A 23566-nucleotide genomic window follows, 5' to 3' on the forward strand; every position below is an offset into this window, starting at 1 on the left:
CCATGTCCAGCGCAACCCTTCCGCCGCCGATCGATATCGACGCCGACACCAAGAAGGCCATCATCGAAGGCCTGAAAGCGGTGCTGGCCCTTTTGCAGCGGGCCGGCGTGGTCGATGGCCAACTGACCTATCAGATGCTGATCGCCAGCCCCGAGGCGCTGGATGCCTTCATCACCGCCTTCATCGCCAACCGGGCCGTCTGCGACGTGGTGGTCAAGGCGGCGGACGGCAAACCGGTGCGCGACGAGTCCCAGACGTTGGTCTGCGGCGTCAGCCTGAACCAGATCCAGCAATTGCTGGTGCGCACCTGCGCCAAGAAGATGTTCGAGTCCGAGAAAACCGAGCAGACGGTGACCGAGACGGTGACCAAGAAGGCGCTGTTCGGCCTGATCACCAAGACCGAGCAGGTCGAGGTCACCCGCATGGGCCACGACCCGGTGGAAGAGCGCAAGCTGCGCCATCTGGCCAATTACATCGCCTTCGGCTGGCAATTGCCGCTGCTGTCGGTTTATCGCCACCACCTCTCCTATCCGCAGATCATGGAACTGGGCGAGGATGTCCTGGCGCTGCGGACGGTCGAGGCGATCGCCGCCGTCGGCCAGTTCCCGCCGGAAATGGTGAAGAAGGTCCGGGCCGCCGCCGGCGAGGATTTCGTCGATATCCTGGTGCACCGGCCCCAGGCCATCGCCGGCGTCGCGGTGTGGAACCGCGACATGTACGATTTCTATCGCAAGCTTCTGGGCGACAGCGCCTGGGACTTCTTCGCCCGCGACAAGGCGTTCTTCAACGTGGTGGCGGCGCTGGACAAGAGCTCGGCCAAGATCTTCGGCGACATCTTGTGCTGGATCGCCGCCGAGAATCTGGAAGACCTCGAGCGGTTGAACATCGACAAGCTGGAAGTGCTGGTGACCTCGATGCGCGCGGCGTTGGGCAACAAGCTGCCGATGGTGGTGGCCAATCCCAACTTCTCGAAGGACATCCTGCGCAAGGTCGTCGACAACATGCTGCACATGAACCAGGAAAAGGACAAGCTGATGGCGTCCTTCGCCCTGACCTTCAAAGCCATGGTCCCCACCATCAACGAGTGGCTGGCCAAGCAGCCGCATGGCTGACATGGGCCTGCTGGCCCAGGGGCTCGTCGGGTTGGCCGGACTGGTCGGCCTGGCTTGGTTGATGTCGGAAGACCGCAGGCGTGTGTCGTGGCGTGTCGCGGCGGCCGGCTTGGCCGCGCAGTTCCTGATCGCCGCCTTGCTGCTGAAAGTGCCGGCGGCGCAAGGCCTGTTCCTGGGCCTCAACCGCATCGTCGATTCCTTGCAGGCCGCCACCCGGGCCGGCACATCCTTCGTGTTCGGCTATATCGGCGGGGGGGCCGCGCCCTATGCGGTGGCCGACCCGGCCTCGTCCTTCGTGCTGGCCTTCCAGGCCTTGCCGCTGGTTCTGATCATGAGCGCGCTGTCGGCCCTGCTGTATCACTGGCGCATCCTGCCGGTGGTGGTCAAGGCGATGAGCTGGGCGCTGGAGCGGGCCATGGGCCTTGGTGGTGCGGTCGGGGTGTCGTCGGCGGCCAACGCCTTCGTCGGCATGGTCGAGGCCCCCTTGCTGATCCGTCCCTATATTTCCGTGCTGTCGCGGGGCGAGCTGTTCGTGGTGATGACCGGCGGCATGGCCACCATCGCCGGCACGGTGATGGTGCTGTACGCCACCTTCCTGGCCGGCGTGGTGCCTGATCCGGTCGGCCACCTGCTGACCGCCTCGCTGATCAGCGTGCCGGCGGCGGTGATGGTGGCCAAGATCATGATCCCCGACGATGCCCGCACCGGCGGCGGCGAGACGCCCGCGGCCTATGGCGGTTCGATGGACGCGGTGGTCAAGGGCACCAGTGACGGCGTGCAATTGCTGATCAACGTCATCGCCATGCTGATCGTGCTGGTGGCCCTGGTGTCGCTGGCCAACGGCGCGCTGTCGCTGCTGCCCGATGTGGGCGACCAGCCTTTGACGCTGCAGCGGATGATGGGCTGGCTGATGGCGCCGATCGTCTGGCTGATGGGCATCCCGGCGTCCGAGATGGTCACGGCCGGCGCCCTGATGGGCACCAAGACGGTGCTGAACGAGCTGTTGGCCTATCTTGATCTGGCCCGGCTGCCGCCCGAGGCATTGTCGGTGCGCTCGCGCATCATCATGACCTACGGGTTGTGCGGATTCGCCAATTTCGGCTCGCTGGGGATCATGATCGCCGGGCTGTCGGCAATGGCGCCCGAGCGTCGCGACGAGATCGTCGCCCTGGGGGGGCGGTCGGTGATTTCCGGCACTCTCGCCTCGTGCTTGACCGGAGGTATCGTCGGTCTGCTGCTTTAGGTAAGTCTCAAGATCGTTAGCATCCGTTTACATCGGCTTGAGGATGCTGCATCTTGCCAAGGTCATGACAGTCGCCACCGCCGCCACGCGTCTCCTCGTCATCGAGGATAATCCCGGAGACCAGCGCCTCATCGAGATCAAACTCGCCGAGGCGATGGTGCCGTGGCGTGCCGATTGCCGCGCCACCCTGGCCGAGGGCGCGGCACTGGCGCAATTGCCGGACTATATCTGCATCCTGGCCGACCTGGGGCTGCCCGACGCCTCGGGGCTGGAATCGGTGTTCCGCCTCAAGGCGGCGGCGCCCGACACCGCCCTGGTGGTGCTGACCAGCCTGGACGACGAACGGGTGGCGCAAGACGCCATCCGCGCCGGCGCCCAGGATTACGTGGTCAAGTCGCTGGCCGGCCTGGAATTGCTGCCCCGCGTCATCCGCCACGCGGTCGAGCGTCAGCAGGCGCAAAAGGCGCTGGAGCTGTCGCACCACACCACCCAGGCCCTGCTGGATGCCAGCCATGATTTCGCAGCACTTCTGGATGCGAACGGCGTGGTCATCACCGTCAACGCCCAGGCCGCCGAGACCCTGGGGCGCCGGCCCGACGAGTTGGAAGGCCAGGACGTCTTCACCTTGATGCCCAAGGCCCTGGCCGATCGGCGCCGCGATTTCTTCGCCCAGGCCCTGGCGGCCGGGCGCACCATCGAGTTCGAGGATAGTGACGGCCCGCGCTGGTTCGCCGGCCGGTTCCTGGCGGTGGGCTCGCCCGACGACCGCCGCTGCGCTTTTTTCCTGCGTGACATCACCAGCGAGCGCAACGCGGCGGAAGTCCTGGCCGAGGCCAAGGAAGAGGCCCAGTTGGCCAACCGGTCGAAGACCGAGTTCATGGCGCGCATGAGCCGCGACATCCGCACGCCCCTGAACGACGTCATCGGCTTCGCCGAGATGATCCATTCCGAGATGCTGGGGCAGATCCAGCCCTCGGGCTATCGTGACTATGCCGACAGCATCTTGAATTCCGGCTCGCAGATCCTGAAGCAGCTGGACCGCATCACCGACCTGTCGATGCTGGAAACCGCCCTGCTGAAGGACCAGGCCTCGTACCGCGATCTGGTCGAGCTGTCGCCCGACCTGATCTGCGTCTGCGTCGACGGCGTGATCGAGCGCATCAACGCGGCCGGGCTGGGCATGCTGCGGGCCCCTTCGGAATCGGCGTGCGAGGGCAAGGAATTCGTCGATTTCGTCCACCCGGATTTTCGCGGCGTGCTGGCGACCGGCATCGAGGCCTTGTTCAACGAGGATCATCCCGTCCCGGTCAAGATCACCACCTTCGCCGGCCGCACCCGCGACGTCGAACTGAACGCCGTGCCCTTGAAGCGGGACGGCCAGACCGCCGCCCTGGTGGTCGGCCGCGATACCACCGAGGTAACGGCGGCGATGCGGGCGGTGGCGGCACGCGAACACCGCATCCGCGCCATCATGGACACCGTCCTGGATGGTATCCTGACCATCGACGAGGACGGCATCATCGTCAGCGCCAATCTGTCGGTGGAACGGATCTTCGGCTCGTCGCTGGCGGAACTGATCGGCGCCAATGTCGCGGTCCTGATGCCCGAATCGGCCGATTTCAGGGCCTATCTGCACGGGCAGGGCAACCTGGCCGCCGGCACCGAGGTCATGGGGCGGCGCAAGGACGGCTCGCTGTTCCCGATCCACCTGGCGGTGTCGGAACTGCGTCTGGACAATCGCCGTCTGTTCACCGGCACCATCCGCGACCTGACCGAGAACAAGCAGCTGGCGCAGCGCGTGGCCTATCTGGCCAACCACGATCCGCTGACCGACTTGCCCAACCGCTCGCTGCTGATCGATCGTCTCGGCCAGGCCTTGGGCCAGGCCCGCACCGGCGGTCACCATGTGGTGGTGATGACCATCGACCTGGACGGTTTCACCACCGTCAACGATTCCATGGGCCACGAGATCGGCAACGCCGTCCTGCGTGAAACCGCCCGCCGGCTGTCGCAAGTGGTCGGCGGGGTGCAGGGCACGGCGGCGCGGCTGGCCGGCGACGAATTCGCCGTGGTGGTTTCCGGCCTGGATGGATTGGCCGACGCCACCCGCATCACCGGCACCGTCCAGGATGCGCTGCTCGAGCCGTTCCTGCTGCAGGGCCACGAGATCAGCCTGCCGGTGGATATCGGCATCTCGGTGTTTCCGCGCGATGGCGACGAGGCGCTCGAGCTTCTGCGGAACGCCGAAATGGCGCTGCACCAGGTCAAGAAGCGCCCGGACGAGCGGCTGGGCTTCTTCGACGCCGCCATGAGCTTCGCGGTCAGCGAGCGCATGACCCTGGAACGCAGCCTGCGCGACGCCCTGAAGGTCGGCCAGTTCGAGCTGTTCTACCAGCCCCAGGTCAAGCTGAAGGAGATGCGCCTGGTCGGTGCCGAGGCGCTGATCCGGTGGCGCCATCCCGAATTGGGGATCATCGGCCCCGACAAGTTCATTCCTGTCGCCGAACAGACCGGCCTGATCGTCGAGATGGGCCGCTGGGTGCTGGAAAGCGCCTGCGCCGAATTGCGCTCGTGGGATCGGCAGGGCCTGCCGCCGTTGCGCCTGGGGGTCAACATCTCGGGGCGCCAGTTCCACGAAGCCGATCTGGCCGACACCGTGGCCGGCGTCATCGCCGATTCCGGCATCAATCCGCGCCAGCTCGACCTGGAATTGACCGAAAGCATGCTGATGGCCGATGGCGAATCGACGCTGCGGCTGTTGCGGCAATTGGCCGACCTGGGGGTGTCGCTGTCGATCGACGATTTCGGCACCGGCTATTCGTCGCTGGCCTATCTCAAGCGTTTTCCGGTCAACACCGTCAAGATCGACCGCGCCTTCGTGCGCGACCTCGATCATGACGAGGACGGGCGGGTGATCGCCAACGCCATCATCTCGTTGGCCCATTCGCTGTCGCTGTCGACCATCGCCGAGGGTGTCGAGACCGAGTCCCAGGCCGCCTTGCTGGCCCGGCACGGCTGCGACGAGATTCAAGGCTACCTGATCGGCCGGCCGGTACCGGCGACGGACTTTGTGGCTTTCGTGCGTTCTTTCAACGGTACAACGGCCATCGCCGGAAAATCATAGGAGTGGGGCCATGACCGGGACGGTGGTCATCGTCGAAGACAATGCCATGAACATGAAGTTGCTGGAGCAGGCGCTGACCATCGCCGGCTATGGCACCGTCAAGTCGCAAGATGGCGACGGGCTGGTCGAGATGACCGCCAATTCGGGCGCCAAGCTGATCTTGATGGATATCCAGCTGCCCCGGCAGTCGGGCGTCGATCTTTTGAAGCAGTTGAAGGCGGACGACCGCACCGCCGAGGTGCCGGTGCTGGCGGTGACCGCCTTCGCCGATCCGGAATCGGTGGCGGCCTTCATGAAGGAAGGGTTCGACCAGGTGATCACCAAGCCGATCTCGATCCGCAAGCTGCTGGACGAAGTGGCCCGCTATTGCGCCGAAGAGTGATGCTCGGGGACAAGGACCCCGGGGCGAAGCAGAGCCGTTGGGACTAGGTGTGTTTGATGTCAGCCCCGCAACAGGCCATGCGCCAGTTGCGGGGCTATTCATTTGCCGAAGAATTTTTCTGTCATGGCCGGGCTTGACCCGGCCATCCACGCGCATCCACATAACGCGATGTTTCCATTCGATTTTGTTCGGCGCCACGGGGATGCCCGTGTCAAGCACGGGCATGACGGAGTGTGGGGCGATGGCGTCGCGTTTCTTCCGGGCTCGAGGCTTTGAAAAGCGCGCGCCACAAGAGTTTGCGCCGCGACGCCTCAGATTGAACCGGACAGAAGTGGGCTTGACCCGGCCACCCACGGCTACGCCAGCCGCTCGTACAGATCGTCCCAGTTTGGGTTGTCAGCCAGGATCAGCTTGACCTTCCACGCCCTCGGCCAGTGCTTGAGGTTCTTTTCCCGCTGAATGGCAGTGCGGATGTCCTCGTATCGCTCGGCATAAACAAGCCGTTTCAGCCCGTACCGCTTGGTGAAGCCATCGGCAACGCCTTCCCGGTGTTCCCAGGCTCGACGCGCCAAGTCACTGGTCACGCCGACGTACAGCGTGCCATTCGGTCGGTTCGTCATGATGTAGATCCAGCCATCCTGTATGCATCGCATGATGCGGCTAGCCTTGAATGTCTGCAGCCGACAGCGTAGATGGCCGGGTCAAGCCCGGCCATGACGAAACACACCTAGTTCCAACGGCTCAGAGGCGAAGCCGAGGGACTTTTTCTCGGCTGGCCGCTACCAGCGCAGCACGCCGCCCAGCGGCTTCTTCTTGGCCTGATCGAAGCCGCGCTTGGTCACCAGCACCCATTCGTTGACCTGCATGAAACGCGGCGCCAGGAACTGGTACAGGTCGCGGATGCGCAAGACGTTTTCGTCGGACTTGACGACATAGACCGACTTCCATACCGGGAAGTAATCCTCCCACGGGATCATGCGGCGGTGCAGTTCGTCGCGGGCCGAGCGGATATAGTCGGTCTGGTTGTCGATGTTCTTCAGCATGGCCAGGATTTCGCCGGTCTGGGCGTCGATCTGGTCGAAATTCTCCTGGAATACCTTCAAGGCGCGCTGGCACAGGCGGGCGACCTGGTCGACCGTCTCGATCATGCCGCGGTCCGAGCCGTAGATGCGACGCAGGCCCTGGACCTTGTCGTCGATCTTCTTGATTTCGGTGAAGACGTCGCGTTCGGCCTCGATATAGGCCAGTTCCTTGGCCAGGGTCTCGATGTAGGTGACCACCTCTTCGCGGCGTTCGCGGCCCAGGCCCAGTTCCTCGGCCGCTTCGGCGAAGGCCAGGTTGATGTTCTTCTTGACCTGCGGGTCCTCGGCGACCTGTGCCAGTTCCTCGGGCGAGGTGAAGATGTGTTCGTCGCCGGTCAGCCAGGTCACCAACTGCATGGTCAGGCGCTGGCGGGCGATGCGGCGGTGGCGGTCGGTCGGTTCCCACGACGCTTCGCGGGTGGTGACTTCCTTGGGCAGCACGTCGCCGGGCTTCAGGCCGCGCACATATTGCAGGCCCTCGGCGATCTTGGTGAGCAGGCGGCCGTCGGCGGAATCCTCGGTCAGGCCGAACTCGCGCTTGATGCCGTCGAAGGCCAGGATCGCCTCGTTGCCGGCCATCTTCAGCACGACCACCGCCTCGCCGGTGTCGGTCAGGCGGAAGTACAGCTCTTCGAACGAGGTGAAGAACTTGTGCTCGAACTTGATGACGTTGTCGTCGCCATCCTTCGATTTTGCCGGATTCGCTGTATTCGCTTCGTCCGCCGCTGCCATACCTGAAAGTCCCCGATCACCCACGCGCATCCCGCCGGACGGCCCCCAAAGCCGGTCCCGGGTCGGCGCTAGTATGCCGGGGCCGCGTGCCGCGGACAAGAGGCCTACAGGTCGGCCTCGACGAACAGATGCCCTTCCCGACCATGCACATAGCCGTTCGAGAATTCCGCCCGTGGGCACAGGGCGGCCAATCGGTCGGCGGCGTCGGCCGGTTCGACGGCGCCGTCCAGCACGGCGCGGTAAAGGGCGGCCACCGCGACCATGTCGACATCTTGCGGCCACAGGCGGAACCGGTTGATCCCGCGCGCGCGCAAGGCCGGCAGATCGTGCAGCAGGTCCAGGTAATGGTACGACATGGTCTGGGTGCCGTTGACCGCCAGGAACGGCTCGTCGTCCAGGGTATCGACGGCCATTCCGTCGGGATCGTCGGCGCAGACGTACTGGCAACCATCCTTGGCCAGGTTGCGCGAGCGGGCATGGTAGCAGCGGGCGGAAATGGCCAGCGGCAGCCGGCCGAAGGCCTGGATCTCGATTTCGCCCTTGGCGGCCCCGGCCAGGGTGGCCAGGATGTCGGCCGGCAGTTCGGCCGGCAGGCAGGTGCGCACCGCGCCCAGCTGTTCCAGGCAGGCCAGGGTGCCCTCGTTGTAGATGTTCAACAGCGGCCCGGCGACGAACGGGCGGCCCGCCAGCATGGACGCGACCGAGATGTCGTTGGCCTCGACCAGGAAGCCGGACTCGGCGGTGGCGAGCTGGCGGGCCTCGTTCGCCTCGCGCTCGGTCATGATCAGGGCCAGCGACGACAGCACCACCTCTTTGCCGGCGCTGGTCAGGCGCTCGATCACCTCGGGCAGGAGAGGGGCCAGGAACGGCGTGCGCTTGGAGCACACCACCTCGCCGACGCAGACGGTATCGACGCACGATTCGTCGGCGATGCGGAAATAGAAGTCGCGAAAGGCTTCAGGGCGCCAGTTGAACAGAACCGGCCCCAAGGTCAGTTTGGCGGGATGGGTCAACGCCAGGTCCTCTCGTAGGCGCCGGTGGTCTGGCGGCCGCCCTCGGTGATGCGGTCAAGGTCGATGTCGGGCATGGGCCGTCCGGCCATGACCGCATCGACGCCCTGGCGGAAGGCCTGGACCACCGCGGCGACATAGGCGCGGCCGCGCTGGCGTCCCTCGATCTTGAAGGCGGTCACCCCGGCCTTGATCAGGTCGGGCAGCATGGCCAGGGTGTTGAGCGAGGTCGGTTCCTCGAACAGATAGCTGGTCTTGCCGTTGGCGACGAAGCGGCCCTTGCACAGGGTCGGATAGCCGGCCGGCTCGCCTTCGCCGAACTTGTTGATGGTGAAGCCGGCCAGTTGCGAGGTGATGCCGCCGGCTCGTTCCTCGTAGCGGACGTGGCTGGCCGGCGAGCAGACGCCGTTCATGTTGGGCGACTGGCCGGTGGCATAGGACGACAGGGCGCAGCGCCCTTCCGCCATCACGCACAGGCCGCCGAACACGAACACCTCGGTCTCGACCGGGGCGATGGCGGCGTTGACGGTGGCGATTTCCTGCACGGTCAAGACGCGCGGCAGCACCACCCGTTTCACCCCGAACCGTTCGGCGTAGAAGCGGATCGAATCGGGGTTGGACGCCGCCGCCTGGACCGACAGGTGCAGGCGCAGCTCGGGGTGGTGGGCGGCGGCGTGGGCCAACAGGCCGATATCGGCCAGGATCACCGCGTCGGCCTTCAGCCGTGCCGAATCGGCCACCGCCTGGTGCCACAATTCCGGGCGGCCGGCGCGCGGGAAGGTGTTGATGGCCACCAGCACCTTGGCGCCGTGGTCATGAGCGAAGGCGATGCCTTCCCCCAGTTCCTTGCGGCTGAAATTCAGGCCGGGGAAATTCCGCGCGTTGGTCTCGTCGCGAAAGCCGACATAGACGCAGTCGGCGCCGGCTTCGACGGCGCTTTTCAGCGCGGCCGGGGTGCCGGCCGGGCAAACCAGCTCGGGGCGAACCAACTCGGCCATCAGGCGTGGCCCCGCCGCGACGCCTTGCGCAAGGCCTTGACCTCGGCTTCCAGTTCGGCGATGCGGGCGTCGCGGGACGCGGCGCCCTGAACCGCCGGGGCGATCAGGGATTGGCGCAGCGTCTCGATGCCGGAGCGGACCGAATGGGCGGCTTCCAGGGCGGCGTCGGCCAGGCGCCGCGCCGGGTTGGCGAACGGGCCGAGCGCGCTGGTCAGGTCGGCGATCAGATCGATGCCGGCGCCGTCGATGGCGTTTCTCAGCGCCACCACCACCTCGGTATCACCCTCGATGACCAATTGGCGCGAGAAGAACAAGGCGTCGCCATCGACCTTGCCCTCGGCCAGGGCGATCAGGGTCTCCAGCGGGCCGCGGATGGTGGCGTGCACTTCATCGGCATCGACGAAGCGGCGCACGGTCAGGCGCGGCTCGGCCGGATTGGGTTCCAGCAAGATGGCGAAGGGCAGGTCGATGGGGTCGATGCAGACGACGCGGTCGCCATAGGCTTCCAGCCGTTCCAGGATGTCGGGGTGCTGGCGGCGCACCACCCGCAGCATGGCGTCGAACAGCGGCTGCAGCAGGGCGGGGCGAAGCGGCTTCAGGGCCAGCCCCAGCAGCAGCACGGGCGAGAAGGGCGGGGTCATCGGCTTGGCGCCCGGCCGGTACTGCCCTTCCATCATGTCGCTGGCCATCATATCCCTGGTCCTTTTGTCGGATGGGCGATCATGGGGACGGTCATAGCCCCCCTCATTGACCGCCGTCAAGCCACAGCTCCCCGTCGCAGCTCCCCGGGGGGCCAGCCTTAGGTCTCTCTTGGAGAGCGGGGGGCTGATGGGCTAGAAATGAAGCGCGGAGGTTTTTGCCAGCGATGATTGTCGATATCGACCTTTCCCCCCTGACCGTCATGGTCATCGACGACAGCCGGTACGCGCGCTCGTTCATGAAGTCGGCGCTGCAATCCTTCGGCGTGCGCACGATCCTCGAGGCCGGCGACGGCCCGACGGCGCTGCAGATCCTGGCCGACAACAAGGTCGACCTGATGCTGGTCGATCACGACATGGACCCGATGGACGGCGTCATGCTGACCCGCTTCATCCGCGAGGGTCATGTGCCGTCGTGCAAGGTGACGCCGATCATCATGGTGTCGGGCTTCGCCGAAATGGAAAAGGTGATGGATGCCAGGAACGCCGGGGTCAACGAATTCCTGGTCAAGCCGGTGTCGGCCGATTCGATGTTCCGGCGCATCCGCAACGCGCTGATCAATCCGCGCCCGTTCGTCGATGTCGCCTCTTATACCGGCCCGTGCCGCCGCTCGGTCGAGCGCGACATGCCCGAAGGCGGCAACCGCCGCCGCAATCCGCCCCTGCCCAAGCCGCCGCCCTTGATCGCCTTGCCGCCGGGGGTGGCGCAGCAGACCATCCGCCAGGCGGTGGCGCAGGGGCAATCGGCGTCGGCCGGCGCTTCGGAAAAGACCTCGCGCCGCCGTTTCGCCGCCGGCGAGGTCATCTTCTCCGAGGGCGAAGCCGGCAACGAGGCCTATGTCATCGAATCCGGCCGGGTCACCATCTTCAAGGAGGTCGATGGCCAGAAGGTGGCGTTGGGCGAGTTGGGCGCTTCGGGCGTGTTCGGCGAGATGGCCCTGATCGATGACGAGCCGCGCATGGCCTCGGCCGAAGCGGCGGCTCCCACCGTCTGCCTGGTCCTGCCCAAGGCGACCTTGAAGGCGCAGTTGAATCGCACCCCGGACCTGGTCATCCTGGTGGTCGAGACGCTGCTGCACGACATTCGCAAAATGGGGCGCGAATTGGTCGAGGCCCGCGCCCGTCTCAAGCACAAGCGCGGCGGCTGACCGCATCACGCAAAGGGGGGCGGTCATGCTGACGGTGCTGGTGGGCAACATCAAGGGCGGCTGCGGCAAGACCACCATCGCCACCCATCTGGCGGCGTCCTTCGCCCTGGCCGGTTTGCGCACGGCCATCGGCGATTGCGACCGGCAGCGTTCGGCGCTGAACTGGCTGCGGCGCCGGGGTGAGCGCGCACCGTCCATCGAGGGGCTGGACTGGTCCAAGGATGTCGGCAAGCCGGCCAAGGGGCTGGACCGCCTGGTCATCGACGCGCCGGCGGCGATGCACCACAAGGATGTCGAGGATCTGATCGACATTTCGGACGTGGTGGTCGTGCCGGTGCTGCCCGGCGCCTTCGACGAGGACGCCACCGCGCATTTCCTCAAGCGTCTGGCCGAGGTCAAGGCGGTGCGCAAGAACAAGCGGGTGGTCGCCATCGTCGGCAACCGCCTGCGATTGGGGACCAAGGTGTCCGACCATCTGGACGGCTTCTTCGCCCAGCTGGGATTTCCGGTGGTGGCCCGGCTGCGCGACAGCCAGATCTATCCCAACCTGGCGGCGCTGGGCCAGACCGTGCTGGAAGCCCCCGACCGCCGCTCGCGCGATTATGCCGCCGAATGGGCGCCGCTGCTGCGGCTGGTGGAGAGATAGCGCCGCAAACATCGACGGCCGCACCCCCAGGGGATGCGGCCGTCGCGTTTGCCGGATCGGCGCCGAAGCTTACTTCTTCGCGCTCTTCACGAAGGCTTCGCGGATCTCGTCCATGTTCTGGGTGAAGCGCTTGTTCAACAGGTCGAACGCCTCGTTGTTGGCCTTGGCGATCATCTCGGCCAGTTCGCGCATGTTGGACAGCGAACGCTCGAAGGCGTCCTTGGCCAGCTCGGTCTGCTTGGCGGCCTTGTCCTGCGGAGCGCCCGGCTCCGAGATGTCCTTGGTCGCCTGGGACACTTCGTCCATGGTCTGGCGCAGAATCTCGGCCTGACGCTTCAGAACGGCCTGCAGGCCGTCATAGGCCAGACGGTTGGCCTGGGTCAGGGCCTCGATGTTGCGGCGCTGGCTGCTCACGAGGGTCTCAACGTCAACGCCGGGGACCTTGAAGTCACCCATGTACTTGGTGATGTCGAAATCGAACAACTGCTCGGGCTGCTGCTTGCTGGCCATGACACGTCTCCAACCTGCGGGGGGTATGTTGCGGTGCAGCGAAACATACGCGCGCCGGTGCTGTTCGTCAACAAAATGAGTCGGTTAGTCCGTGCGAGCAAACAAATCGCATGGGGGTCTGTACGACCCATGAGGTTCGTATGATGGCCGAGGGCGAACATTCAGGCTCTCATCTGTGCTTGCATACAACCTAAAAAAGATTGAATAATGGAAAATACTCACGATGATGGTCGATCATGCACGCAGAAATGTTAAAAGCCGATAAGATCGTCAGTGCGGTTCTCGCTGGTGTCGTCGAGGCCCGTCACACCTATGCCGCCTGGACCGCCAACGGGGGCTATTTCTCGTGGGCGCCTGAATATTTGATCACCGTATCCGTGGCGCAGGCGGTGTGGGATTGGTGCGCCCCCCTGACGGTGTGGCCGGAATTTCCCTTGGGCGACGCCGCCCGCGATTCGGCGCCGGCGGGGCCGGGGCGGGCCTGGTTGGACGGCAATCGCCGCGTCGATCTGCTGATCTATCGGGGCGGGTCGCGACCGCACGCGGTGGTCGAGATCAAGCGCAACGTCGATGGCTGGGGCCGCATTACCGGCGACCTGGACCGCATGCGGTCGTTGCTGGTCGGCGAAGGCGGGTCGTTCCAACTGGGGGTGGTGGCCTTCAGCTGCACCTACATGGCGCCGGCCGAACCGCGCGAGCGCGAGCGGTTCGTGGCCCGCCTGCGCCGCATGGCCGAGGCGGCCGAGGCGGTGGACGAGCCGGGGTGGCAATGTCGTCTGACCGCCGGCGGAATCAATCATGATGGTCATGAATACTGGTCGGCGGCGGCGGTGGTGATGGAACGCGCCGATCGGGAACAGCGCCGCTCGCCAGCAAAGGCGCGGTATTCCCCTTGCGAATCGCGGTCGGCGCAAGTAACTTCGCCGCCTTGATTTCTTTCTGCCAGATGGGGAATACCATGCCGTTCATCGCAGACAGGCTGTCGGCCATCAAGCCCTCTCCGACCATCGCCGTGACCCAGAAGGCCGCCGAGTTGAAGGCTGCCGGCCGCGACGTCATCGGCCTGGGCGCCGGCGAGCCCGACTTCGACACCCCCGAAAACATCAAGGCGGCGGCCAAGGCGGCCATCGATGGCGGCCAGACCAAGTATGTGGCTCCGGCCGGCACCTTGGAACTGCGCAAGGCCATCGCCGCCAAGTTCAAGCGCGAGAACGGGCTGGATTACACCGCCGACCAGGTCACCGTCGGCGTCGGCGGCAAGGGCGTGATCTTCAACGCCTTCATGGCCACCATCAATCCCGGTGACGAAGTCATCGTGCCGGCGCCCTATTGGGTGTCGTACCCCGATATCGCCCTGATGTTCGGCGGTGTCCCGGTGTTCGTGGTCGGGCCTGAGGAAAAGGGCTTCAAGCTGCAGCCCGCCGACCTGGAAAAGGCCATCACCCCCAAGACCAAGTGGCTGGTGCTGAATTCGCCGTCCAACCCGTCGGGCGCGGCCTATTCGTGGGACGAGATGAAGGCCCTGACCGACGTGCTGGTCAAGCACCCGCATGTCTATGTCATGTCGGACGACATGTACGAGCACCTGGTCTATGACGGTTTCAAGTTCTGCACCCCGGCCCAGGTCGAGCCCAAGCTCTATGACCGCACGCTGACCATGAACGGCGTGTCGAAGGCCTATGCCATGACCGGCTGGCGCGTCGGCTATGCCGCCGGCCCGTTGCCGCTGATCAAGGCGATCAACATGATCCAGTCGCAGTCGGTGACCCACACCGCCTCGATCAGCCAGGCGGCGGCGGTGGAAGCCCTGAACGGCACCCAGGACTTCATCCCGAAGAACCAGGAGATCTTCAAGGCCCGCCGCGACATGGTGGTCAAGCTGCTGAACGATTGCCCCGGCATCACCTGCCGCACCCCGGAAGGCGCCTTCTATGTCTATCCGTCCTGCGCCGGAATCATCGGCAAGAAGACCAAGGACGGCAAGGTCATCGCCAGCGACACCGACTTCGTCGGCGCCCTGCTGGAGGCCGAAGGCGTGGCGGTGGTCCAGGGCGCGGCCTTCGGCCTGGAACCTTATTTCCGCATCTCCTACGCCACCTCGACCGAGGCGCTGACCAAGGCCTGCGAGCGCATCAAGCGCTTCTGCGAATCGCTGGTGTAAAACCCAGCCGTCGCGACCAAGGGGCGCCCCGCCGGGCGCCCCTTTTTCGTGGGCGGGTGCTGGAGAAATTGTCCTTTGAAATCGGGCGCCGCCGGATGATGATCAACCATTGATTCAATTCGGGCGCGTCGTCGATGGACCAGGGCAAGCCGAAACCGGAACGCAAGGGGGAAGGCGAAGACGCGGCCCCGTCGTTCCACCGGCTGGCCTTCGAGAACTCGTCGGCGGCGATGATCGGCGTCGATGCCGACGGCACCGTCGCGGTGGCCAACCGGGCGGCCTGCCGCCTGATCGGCGACGATCCGCGCGGCCGGGCGTTCCTGAGCTTGATCCGCGAGCAGGATCGACCGGGGCTGGACCAGGCGATCGCCACCTTCCTGGCCGGCGCCGAAGACGTTTCCGTCCTGCGGCGCGAAGCCAACGGCGTCATCCACCTTTTGCAGGGCGACGGGCAAGGATCGTTGCCGGTCGAGGTGGCGCTGTCGCGGGCCGGCCAGCGCCTGCTGGTCACCGTGCGCGACATCGGCTCGCGCATCGCGCTGCGCACCATCATCGAGAACATGCCGGGCGCCGTCACCTTGTTCGGGCCGGATCTGGAAATGCGGGCCTGCAATGCCAAGCTGCAGGCCTTGCTGGGCTTTCCCGACAGCCTGTTCGACGGTGGCCTGCCGTCGCTGGAGACCTTGCTGCGCTACAATGCCGAGCGGGGCGAATACGGCCCCGGCGACGTCGATGCCCTGGTGGCCGAGCGGCTGCGCCAGGCCCGCATTCCCGAAGCCCATGTGTTCGAGCGCCGACGCACCGACGGCACCACCTTGGAAATCCGCGGCGCGCCGCTGCCAGGCGGCGGCTTCGTGACCATCTATACCGACGTGACCGCCCGCAAACAGGCCGAGGAGGCCCTGCAGGCGGCGATGGCGGAATCGGAACGGGTCCGCGTTCATCTGCATTCGGTGATCGAGCATTTGCCGCAAGGGGTGACGGTGGTCGACCCAGGCCTAGACATCGTGGTGTGGAACCAGGCCTTCGCCCGCCTGTTGGATATTCCCGACACGGTGATGCCGCCCGGCGAGGTGGTGCCCTATGCCGACGCCATCCGCTTCGTCGCCGAACGCGGCGATTACGGCCCCGGCGATCCCGAGGATCATGTCCGCCAGCGGGTCGAGCTGGCCCGCAACCCGTCGCAGCATCGGTTCGAGCGGGTATTGCCGACCGGGCGGATCATCGAGGTGTTCGGCCGGCCGATGAGCGACGGCGGCTTCGTCACCACCTATACCGACATCACCGACATCCGCGCCTCGGCGCGGCAGTTGGAACGCACGCTGGCCCTGATGGACGAGATCATCTCGCGCTCGGTGATCGCGGTCTTCGAACTGGACGGCGACGCCCGGTTCCGGTTCGCCTCGGGGATCGAACGGGTGCTGGGCTACGAAATGGGCGAGATCGACGGACGCTCGCTCTTGGAATTCGTCGAGCCGACGGCGCGTCCGGTGGTGATGGGCTGGCTGGCTGGCGACCTGGCCCCGGGCGAGAAGGCGGTGGCGCCGTTTCGCTGCAAGGGCGGGCGCCAGGCCTGGCTGGAACTGTCGGGCTATGGCGTCGATGGCGGCTTCAGGGGTGTCGCCACCGACATCACCGAAAAGCACCATCAGGACCTGAAGATCAAGACGCTGGTCGAGCGGCTGGAGCAATCGGCGCTGCATGACGCCCTGACCGGCCTGGCCAACCGGACCAAGTTCACCCAGCGCTTCGATATCGAATGCGACCGTCTGGTGCGGTCGGGCAAACCGATGTCGCTTCTGGTCATCGATCTCGACCATTTCAAGGCGATCAACGACACCTTCGGCCATGTGGTCGGCGATCTGGTCCTGAAGGAAACCGCCGAGGTCCTGCAGGGATCGGTGCGGGCGACCGATCTGGTGTCGCGCTTCGGCGGCGAGGAATTCGTCGTGCTGCTGCCCGAAACCGATATGGAAGGGGCGCTGACCGTGGCGGAAAGCCTGCGCGGGGCCGTGGCTGACCGCAAGATTCGGGCCCCCGGGATTGCCGAGCCCATTTCGGTCACCGGAACCTTCGGGGTGTCGTCGATGGATCGCGACGAATTGCTGGCGCTCGACGATTTCATCGATGCCGCCGATCGCGCCGCCTATCGCGGCAAGCGCGCCGGCCGCAACCGGGTCTGCGCCGCTACCGACGACGCAGCCTGACCGCCGCCACCGGCTGCCGGGCCGGTCGGCAGACCACGGACCAATCCATGACGATAGGCGCCGATGTCGGCCGCCGCCATCTCCAGACAGGGGTGGCCGGGCGCCAGGGTCAGCCGTCGCCTGCCCAGCCGTTCCCGTCCCTCGCGCAGCAGGCGCGCCAGCAGGGCCACCGGGGGCGGGGGCGGGGCGGCCGGGTCGGCGGCGGGAATGGGGCCGTCATAGCGGCGTTCAAGCGCGGGTCGATCCATACCGCGATAGAACAATAAGTGAACAAAAAAGTCAAGCCGAAGGTGCGGGGCGAAGGTCGGCGGGGCGGTCAGATTATTGGCTGGCCCACAGGATGCGGGCCATCCACGCCACGTCCTCGGTGGCGAGGCTGCGGCCGGGATGGGCCGGATTGATCGAGGCCAGCTCGATGCGCTTGGCGGTCTGGCGCAGCAATTCCTTGGCCATCACCTCGCCCCCAGTGGTGCGCACGACGACGCGGTCGCCGCGCCGGACCGAGGCGCCGGGCGAGACGATGATGGTGTCGCCGGCCCGGTACAGCGGTTCCATGCTGTCACCCGATACTTCCAGGGCATAGGCGTGGGCGTCGCCGATCTCGGGGAACGGGATCTCGTCCCAGCCGCCGCCGACCGGATAGCCGGCATCGTCGAAGAAGCCGCGGTCGCCGGCCTGGGCGAAGCCGATCAGCGGCACCGTGGCAGTCGGGCGCGGCTGCCGGTTGCCGCCCTCGATATAGGTGACCAGGTCGCCCAGGGTGGCGCCCGTGGCCTCAAGGACCTTGGAGACGCTTTCGGTCGATGGCCAGCGGGGCTTGCCCTCGCGGGTGATGCGTTTGCTTTTGTTGAACGTGGTCGGGTCAAGCCCAGCCCGACGGGCCAGGGCTGACGCGGTCAACCCATTGTCGCGGGCCAGGGCATCAATGGCCGCCCAGATATCGGCGTGCTTCAACATGGGAAGATGGTCTCGCAAATCGTGCGATCCTGCAGCAGGAAAAAGAACCTAAAACTTCTTGACTCTAATCCGCTGCGCGCGCCATAAGAGTTTATCTAATGTTCTCAGCGATTGAGGGAAAGATGACGCGAATGCGCTACGTGCCGCGCCCGCTTGGGCGGGCGGATGGACAACCTTTCGGCAGCGCCGAGGAGGCCTGGATGTGGTTCGGCGCGTGCCAGTTGGCCCGGGCCGTGGGGGCGCGGTTGCAGGCTGGTCAGGGTGACGTTTCCAGGCCCTGCGATCCCGACGATATCTACCGTGCGGTGCAGCGGCTTTATCGTCTGCGGCGGATTGGCGGCCGGCATCTTCGCGTGCTGGGCCGCTTTGCCGCCAGCCAGTGCCCGCCCGATCCCCGGGCCGGCGACGGCGCGGGCCAGGCCGTGCTGTGGGCCGAGGCGCTGGATTACCTGGACGTCGACCTGCGCCAGCGGGGGATCGTGGCGTGACCGCGCGGGCCTTGGTGTTCTTCGGCGATGGCACGGGCTTGTGGTGGCTGAAATTGCTGCGGCCGGGATTTCGCCATTGCTTTGTCGCCGTCGAGGGTGCGGGGGGCTGGGTGGTGGTCGATCCCTTGTCCGATCGGACCCGGGTGGCGATCGTCCCGGCGGCAAGCGCCGACGAGCTACGTCGATGGTATGCGCGCCACAACTATCAGGCTGTTTTCGCAGAAGTTCATGAGCCCAATGAACGAGCGATGCCGTGGCGACCATACTCATGCGTTGAAGAGGTCAAGCGCGTTCTGGGAATTAACGCCGGGCACATCCTCACGCCATGGCAGCTATATAAGTATATGTCCCGTAATAGGAAAAATACCCTTGCTTTTAACCCGCCTTTGGCATATATCCAAAAGCGTGGTGCCCGAAAAGACCGGGTTTCGCCTGTTACCAGAAGTGCCGATGCGGAATTTTTGCGACGGCAAAAGGAACAAAACAAGATCATTCAGCATAGGAGGTTCCCATGGGTGGTTTTCTAGGTGGCTCGCCCGAGCCGCCGGCTCCGCCGCCGATGCCGGCGGTGATTGATCCCGAGGTCGAGGCGCGCAAGGCCCGGCAAGAGTCCATCGCCCGCAATCGGCGCGGCCGCGCCGGTATGGTTGCCGGCGACGAACGCGGAATCCTGACCCCGGTCGCCGGGCAGGGCAAAAGTCTGTTGGGGGAATGACATGACCGCACCCATCGTACCGTTGGTCGGCCCGGACGACGACGCCCGCGCGTTGCTCGCCCGTTTCCGCAAGGCCAAGGAACGCCGCTCGACCTGGGAGGCTCATTGGCAGGAATGCTACGACTACGCCCTGCCGCTGCGCGATGGCGCCATGCAGGCGACCAATCCCGGCGAGAAGCGTGGCGACCGGCTGTTCGACGGCACCGCCCCGGATGCCGTGGATCAGTTGGCCGCCAGCTTGCTGTCGGAACTGACGCCGCCGTGGGCGCAATGGTTCGGCCTGACCGCCGGCGCCGCCCTCGACGCCGCCGAGGCCGAACAGGCGGCCCAGGTGCTGGACCGTGTCGGGACCGCGCTGCAGGGTCACTTCGACCGCTCGAACTTTGCCGTCGAGATGCATCAATGCTATCTGGACGTCGTCACCGGCGGCACCGCCTGTTTGCTGTTCGAGGAGGCGCCGCCGGGTGAGCCGTCGGCCTTTCGCTTTACCGCCGTGCCGCTGGCCCAGGCGGTGCTGGAGGAAGGCCCCACCGGCCGACTGGATGCCACCTGGCGTCGGTCCGAACTGACCCTGGCCCAGATCGGGGCTCGCTTTCCCGCCTACTCGGTTCCGGACAACCTGGCCCGCCAGGCCACGGACGACCCCGAGGCCAGGTTCGCGGTGATCGAGGCGGTGATTCCCAATCCGGCCGGCACCTACGATTATGCCGCCGTGCTGGAACAAGACGGCGCCGACGAGCCTTTGCTGGCCCAGGGCCGCTTCGGCAGCAGCCCCTTCATCAATTTCCGCTGGCTGAAGGCGCCCGGCGAAATCTATGGCCGTTCGCCGGTGATGAAGGCGCTGCCCGACATCAAGACCGCCAACAAGGTGGTGGAACTGGTGCTGAAGAACGCCACCATCGCGGTGACCGGCATTTGGCAGGCCGACGATGACGGCGTGCTGAACCCGGCCAACATCAAGCTGGTGCCGGGCACCATCATCCCCAAGGCGGTGGGCTCGGCGGGGTTGCAGCCGTTGGAAGCGCCCGGCCGCTTCGACATCTCGCAATTGGTGCTGGACGACATGCGCGGACGCATCCGCCATGCCCTGCTGGTCGATAAGCTGGGCCAGCCCAACGCGCCCGGCATGACCGCCACCGAGGTCATGGAGCGTTCCGCCGAGATGGCCAGGCTGCTGGGCGCCACCTTCGGCCGCCTGCAAAGCGAGCTGCTGACGCCGTTGATCATGCGCGCCGTCCACATCCTGCGTCGGCGCGGCGAGATTCCGCCCCTGCTGATCGACGGCCACACCGTCGATTTGCAGTACCGCTCGCCCTTGGCGCAAAGCCAGGCCCAACGCGATGCCCGCAACATGCTGACCTGGCTGGGCTCGCTGGCCCAGCTGGGGCCGGCCGGCATGCAGGCGGTCGATGCCGCCGCCGCCGCCCGTTGGCTGGGCCGGGCCTTCAACGTGCCGGCCGAGTTGATCACCCGCGCCGATCTTGCCCCCGAGATGGCGGTTCCCGCCAACGAGGTGAGCCATGCCTAAGCCCGAACCCGGCTGGGGCTGGTTCGCCCTGCCGCCGCCGCCGCCCGACGAGGCGGACCGCCACGCCGTCGCCCGTGCCTTCACCCGGGCCTTCGCCGGCCCGGACGGGGCGGTGGCGCTGGATCATCTGAAGGCTCTGACCCTGGACCGTTGCCTGGGCGCCGATGCCAGCGAAGCGCAATTGCGCTGCCTGGAAGGGCAGCGCCAGTTGGTGGCGCACATCCTGAACCTGATCGAACGTGGCCGTCACGAACCCGGCCTGTGAACCCTCGAAAGGAGACATGTCATGTATTACGAAGATTCCCTCGAACCCGGCCCGGCCGAGGCGCCCGTCCTGCCGCAATCGGTGCCCGACAAGTTCCGTGACCCCGAAACCGGCGCGGTGCGGGTCGAGGCCCTGTTGAAGGCCTATCAGGAACTTGAACGCCGTCTGGGCGGCATGGTCCGCGTGCCCGGCGAGCAGGCCGGCGAGGATGAGATCCGGGCGTTCCACCGCGCCGCCGGTGTGCCCGAAAAGCCCGAGGATTATTGCATCGAGTGCCGGCACCCGATGCTGGAAAGCGACCCCGAGGTCAATCGTCGCCTGCACCAGGCCGGCTTCACCCCGGCCCAGGCGCAGTTGGTCTATGATTTGGCGCACGAGCGGGTGATTCCGACCTTCGAGCACATGGCCGGCGAGCACCAGGCCAGCAGCCATCTGAGCCGCCTGCGCGAGCATTTCGGCGGCGACGCCAAATGGACCGAGACCGCCCGCCAGCTGGCGGCCTGGGGCCAGGCCAACCTGCCGCCCGAGGTCTTCCAGACCCTGTCCTGCTCGGCCGACGGCATCATTGCCATGCGCCACATGATGGCCTCGGGCGAGCCGGGCCTGGGGGCGCTGCCGGCCGGCCGCGACGACCAGCCCGACGAGGACGAGCTGAAGCGCATGCTGCAGGACCCGCGCTATTGGAAGAAGAAGGACCCGGCCTTCATCGAGAAGGTCTCGGCGGGCTTTCGCCGTCTGTACGGCGAATAGGGCTGCCGCCCCCCGGACCGACCGCGTCCGGGGGGCTCAGTCCTTTTGGTCTTCCACCTTGGCGTCTTGCAAGGTGAAGAAGAAGGTGGTGCCGATGTCGGGCTTGGATTCCACCCAGATGGTCCCGCCGAAGCGGGTGACGATGCGCCGGCACAAGGCCAGCCCGATGCCGGTGCCGCCGGGAAAGCGGTTCGGCTCCAGTCGCTGGAACACCCCGAAGATCTTGTCGAAATATTGCGACTCGATGCCGATGCCGTTGTCGGCCACCGCGAAACGCCACATGCCGGTCGGCCCCGGCTCGGCGGTGACGGAAATCCGCACCGACCGGTCGGGGGTGCGGTAGGTCAGGGCGTTCTCGATCAGGTTCTGGAACAGGCTTTCGACCTGGCGCGGTTCGGCCCGGACGCTCGGCAGCGGGCCGACGGTGATTTCGGCCCCGGCGGCGGCGATGGTCGAGCCAAGGTTGGTCTGTACCGATTGCAAGATCTCGTCCAGTTTGACCTCGGACAGGACCTGCGGCGCGGTCGAGGCGCGGGCGTAGTTCAACAGATCGGGGATCATCGCCGACATGTGCTGGGCGCCGCTGACGATATAGTCGATGAACTCGTCGGCATCCTCGTCCAGCCGGCCCTTGTAGCGCCGGGCCAGCAATTGGGCATAGCCGCTGATGTTGCGCAGCGGCGATTGCAAATCGTGGCTGGCGACATAGGCGAACTGTTCCAGGTCGGCGTTGGACCTGGCCAGTTCCTCGGTCCGCCGCTCAAGCGTGCGCCAGGTCCGAAGAAGGCCGATGCCGCTTAGGACTGTGACCAGCAGGAAGGCGCCGGCCAGGCCGGCCAGCTTGGTCGCTTCCTTGCGCCACTCGCCGACGTAATCCTCGGTCGCCAGGCCGACCAGGGTGATCAGCGGGTAGTTGGCGATCGGGCGGTACGAGAAGGTCCGGTGAATGCCGTCGGCTCCGGCCGCCGCCTGGTAGGTGTCGCCCTCGGGCTTGGCGGTGATGCGGGCGCGGAAGGTCTCGGACACCTTGGTCTGGCCGACATAGCCGGCATGGGGGACGCGCGCCAGCAGATCGAAGTCGCGGCTGGCGTCGCCGCGCATCACCACCGTCCCGCCGACGCCGACCTCGAGGCCGTTGAACTTCTGCTCGAACCAGTCGATGGTGACCGACGCGAAGACGATTCCGCCGAAGCCGCCATCGGCAAGATCGACCCGTCGCGCGAAGATCAGCACCCATTTGTTGCTCACCCGCCCCAGAATCGGCTGGGAAATCACCAGCCCGGTGGCGGCCTTGTCGCGCAACTTCGCGAAATACTCGCGATCCGCGACGGTGATTCCGGCCGGCACACCGCCCGAGCCGTCGATGACCGCGCCGTCGGGGCCGGCCAGGCGGACGCTGTCGGCCATGGGCAGGCGTCCCTGCAGGCGGGTCAGAAACGGGGTCAGGGTGCCGGGGACCAGCATCGGCGAGGTCTGCCGCAGACGTCCGATTTCGTCGATGGTGGTCAGCAGGGCCAGGTCGATGCGGTCGATGTCGCCGGCGATGCTTTGCGCGACCAGGCGGTTGGTGTTGCGAGAGGTGATTTCGGCCCGATCCTGGTATTGGCGACGGCTATTGTCGAGAGACACCCAGATCAACGCCAGGACCGACAGGTTGACGAACACCAAGAGGGCGACGATCGGCCATTTTGCGGCCACGAATCGCAAGGCGTTCAACGGCATCCCCCCAATGGTTCCCTGCACCTTCGATACCACAATACCCGAAGCCGGGGTCGGGGAGAACAGGGTGCCGACGCGGTCTGGACCTTTT

At 66.1% G+C, this 23566-nt stretch carries 24 protein-coding genes; 15 read left to right on the forward strand and 9 right to left on the reverse strand.

Annotated elements, in window-relative coordinates:
• Positions 1-2 precede the first annotated feature (2 nt).
• Genes MTBLM5_RS06250 through MTBLM5_RS06265 form a run of 4 tightly spaced genes read left to right on the forward strand, consistent with a single transcriptional unit; the run spans position 3 to position 5861 of the window.
• Positions 3-1112, forward strand: coding sequence for a hypothetical protein (locus MTBLM5_RS06250; RefSeq protein ID WP_173974908.1), 1110 nt, complete (start codon positions 3-5; stop codon positions 1110-1112).
• The gene (locus MTBLM5_RS06255; protein WP_254430931.1) at positions 1105-2355 is read left to right on the forward strand and encodes a NupC/NupG family nucleoside CNT transporter; all 1251 of its coding nucleotides are present in this window, start codon (positions 1105-1107) and stop codon (positions 2353-2355) included. The genes MTBLM5_RS06250 and MTBLM5_RS06255 overlap by 8 nt, the downstream gene beginning before the upstream one ends.
• Positions 2356-2398: 43 nt before the next feature.
• Positions 2399-5479 carry an EAL domain-containing protein gene (locus MTBLM5_RS06260; RefSeq protein WP_173974909.1) on the forward strand — a complete coding sequence of 1027 codons (3081 nt, stop codon included), beginning with the start codon at positions 2399-2401 and terminating at the stop codon, positions 5477-5479.
• A 10-nt stretch (positions 5480-5489) separates the two neighbouring features.
• A complete protein-coding gene (locus MTBLM5_RS06265; protein ID WP_173974910.1) occupies positions 5490-5861 on the forward strand; it encodes a response regulator in 372 nt (123 codons plus the stop codon).
• A gap of 356 nt (positions 5862-6217) precedes the next feature.
• Here the strand turns inward: MTBLM5_RS06265 and MTBLM5_RS06270 are convergent, their stop codons facing one another.
• The 5 genes from MTBLM5_RS06270 to MTBLM5_RS06290 form a co-directional block, all read right to left on the reverse strand.
• Positions 6218-6514 (reverse strand): GIY-YIG nuclease family protein, encoded by a 297-nt coding sequence (locus tag MTBLM5_RS06270; RefSeq protein WP_217424983.1) that lies wholly within the window; start codon positions 6512-6514, stop codon positions 6218-6220.
• A 126-nt stretch (positions 6515-6640) separates the two neighbouring features.
• Complete coding sequence (locus tag MTBLM5_RS06275; protein ID WP_254430933.1) at positions 6641-7675, reverse strand: hypothetical protein; 1035 nt, start codon at positions 7673-7675, stop codon at positions 6641-6643.
• A 104-nt stretch (positions 7676-7779) separates the two neighbouring features.
• Positions 7780-8688 (reverse strand): U32 family peptidase, encoded by a 909-nt coding sequence (locus MTBLM5_RS06280; RefSeq protein WP_173974911.1) that lies wholly within the window; start codon positions 8686-8688, stop codon positions 7780-7782.
• Positions 8685-9683: a peptidase U32 family protein gene (locus MTBLM5_RS06285; protein WP_173974912.1), complete on the reverse strand. Its 999-nt coding sequence runs from the start codon at positions 9681-9683 to the stop codon at positions 8685-8687. The genes MTBLM5_RS06280 and MTBLM5_RS06285 overlap by 4 nt, the downstream gene beginning before the upstream one ends.
• Positions 9683-10375: an SCP2 domain-containing protein gene (locus MTBLM5_RS06290; protein WP_245644210.1), complete on the reverse strand. Its 693-nt coding sequence runs from the start codon at positions 10373-10375 to the stop codon at positions 9683-9685. Before MTBLM5_RS06290 ends, MTBLM5_RS06285 begins: the two co-directional genes overlap by 1 nt.
• Positions 10376-10548: 173 nt before the next feature.
• Here MTBLM5_RS06290 and MTBLM5_RS06295 point away from each other — a divergent pair, with 173 nt between their 5' ends.
• Positions 10549-11529, forward strand: a complete 981-nt coding sequence (locus MTBLM5_RS06295; RefSeq protein ID WP_173974913.1) for a cyclic nucleotide-binding domain-containing protein — start codon at positions 10549-10551, stop codon at positions 11527-11529.
• 25 nt (positions 11530-11554) lie between these two features.
• A complete protein-coding gene (locus tag MTBLM5_RS06300; RefSeq protein ID WP_173974914.1) occupies positions 11555-12175 on the forward strand; it encodes a ParA family protein in 621 nt (206 codons plus the stop codon).
• Between the two features lie 69 nt (positions 12176-12244).
• On the opposite strand, the gene MTBLM5_RS06305 is transcribed toward MTBLM5_RS06300, so the two are convergent.
• Positions 12245-12685 carry a phasin family protein gene (locus tag MTBLM5_RS06305; protein WP_173974915.1) on the reverse strand — a complete coding sequence of 147 codons (441 nt, stop codon included), beginning with the start codon at positions 12683-12685 and terminating at the stop codon, positions 12245-12247.
• 248 nt (positions 12686-12933) lie between these two features.
• On the opposite strand from MTBLM5_RS06305, the gene MTBLM5_RS06310 reads away from it, so the two are divergent.
• The 3 genes from MTBLM5_RS06310 (at position 12934) to MTBLM5_RS06320 (ending at position 17053) form a co-directional block, all read left to right on the forward strand.
• Complete coding sequence (locus tag MTBLM5_RS06310; RefSeq protein WP_173974916.1) at positions 12934-13617, forward strand: hypothetical protein; 684 nt, start codon at positions 12934-12936, stop codon at positions 13615-13617.
• A gap of 26 nt (positions 13618-13643) precedes the next feature.
• Positions 13644-14846, forward strand: coding sequence for a pyridoxal phosphate-dependent aminotransferase (locus MTBLM5_RS06315; RefSeq protein WP_173974917.1), 1203 nt, complete (start codon positions 13644-13646; stop codon positions 14844-14846).
• A gap of 134 nt (positions 14847-14980) precedes the next feature.
• Entirely contained in the window at positions 14981-17053 is a 2073-nt protein-coding gene (locus tag MTBLM5_RS06320) for a PAS-domain containing protein (RefSeq protein WP_173974918.1), read from the forward strand.
• Here MTBLM5_RS06320 and MTBLM5_RS06325 read toward each other — a convergent pair.
• On the reverse strand, positions 16993-17301 hold the full coding sequence (locus tag MTBLM5_RS06325) for a hypothetical protein (RefSeq protein ID WP_173974919.1): 309 nt from the start codon (positions 17299-17301) through the stop codon (positions 16993-16995). The two genes, MTBLM5_RS06320 and MTBLM5_RS06325, sit on opposite strands and share 61 nt — an antisense overlap.
• A gap of 73 nt (positions 17302-17374) precedes the next feature.
• Positions 17375-18010: a helix-turn-helix transcriptional regulator gene (locus tag MTBLM5_RS06330; protein WP_173974920.1), complete on the reverse strand. Its 636-nt coding sequence runs from the start codon at positions 18008-18010 to the stop codon at positions 17375-17377.
• A 131-nt stretch (positions 18011-18141) separates the two neighbouring features.
• On the opposite strand from MTBLM5_RS06330, the gene MTBLM5_RS06335 reads away from it, so the two are divergent.
• From MTBLM5_RS06335 to MTBLM5_RS06360, 6 genes are read left to right on the forward strand one after another with little or no spacing between them, the layout of a single operon-like run.
• A complete protein-coding gene (locus tag MTBLM5_RS06335; protein WP_254430934.1) occupies positions 18142-18498 on the forward strand; it encodes a hypothetical protein in 357 nt (118 codons plus the stop codon).
• Complete coding sequence (locus MTBLM5_RS06340) at positions 18495-19025, forward strand: hypothetical protein (RefSeq protein WP_173974922.1); 531 nt, start codon at positions 18495-18497, stop codon at positions 19023-19025. Before MTBLM5_RS06335 ends, MTBLM5_RS06340 begins: the two co-directional genes overlap by 4 nt.
• Complete coding sequence (locus tag MTBLM5_RS06345) at positions 19010-19213, forward strand: hypothetical protein (RefSeq protein WP_173974923.1); 204 nt, start codon at positions 19010-19012, stop codon at positions 19211-19213. The genes MTBLM5_RS06340 and MTBLM5_RS06345 overlap by 16 nt, the downstream gene beginning before the upstream one ends.
• 1 nt (position 19214) lies before the next feature.
• Positions 19215-20741 carry a portal protein gene (locus tag MTBLM5_RS06350; RefSeq protein WP_173974924.1) on the forward strand — a complete coding sequence of 509 codons (1527 nt, stop codon included), beginning with the start codon at positions 19215-19217 and terminating at the stop codon, positions 20739-20741.
• The gene (locus MTBLM5_RS06355; protein WP_173974925.1) at positions 20734-21006 is read left to right on the forward strand and encodes a hypothetical protein; all 273 of its coding nucleotides are present in this window, start codon (positions 20734-20736) and stop codon (positions 21004-21006) included. The genes MTBLM5_RS06350 and MTBLM5_RS06355 overlap by 8 nt, the downstream gene beginning before the upstream one ends.
• Positions 21007-21027: 21 nt before the next feature.
• Entirely contained in the window at positions 21028-21756 is a 729-nt protein-coding gene (locus tag MTBLM5_RS06360; protein WP_173974926.1) for a hypothetical protein, read from the forward strand.
• Positions 21757-21792: 36 nt separating this feature from the next.
• Here MTBLM5_RS06360 and MTBLM5_RS06365 read toward each other — a convergent pair whose 3' ends face one another.
• A complete protein-coding gene (locus tag MTBLM5_RS06365; RefSeq protein WP_173974927.1) occupies positions 21793-23478 on the reverse strand; it encodes an ATP-binding protein in 1686 nt (561 codons plus the stop codon).
• Positions 23479-23566: the final 88 nt, after the last annotated feature.

Source organism: Magnetospirillum sp. LM-5 (assembly GCF_902729445.1).
In the GTDB taxonomy this organism is placed as follows: Bacteria; Pseudomonadota; Alphaproteobacteria; order Rhodospirillales; family Magnetospirillaceae; genus Magnetospirillum.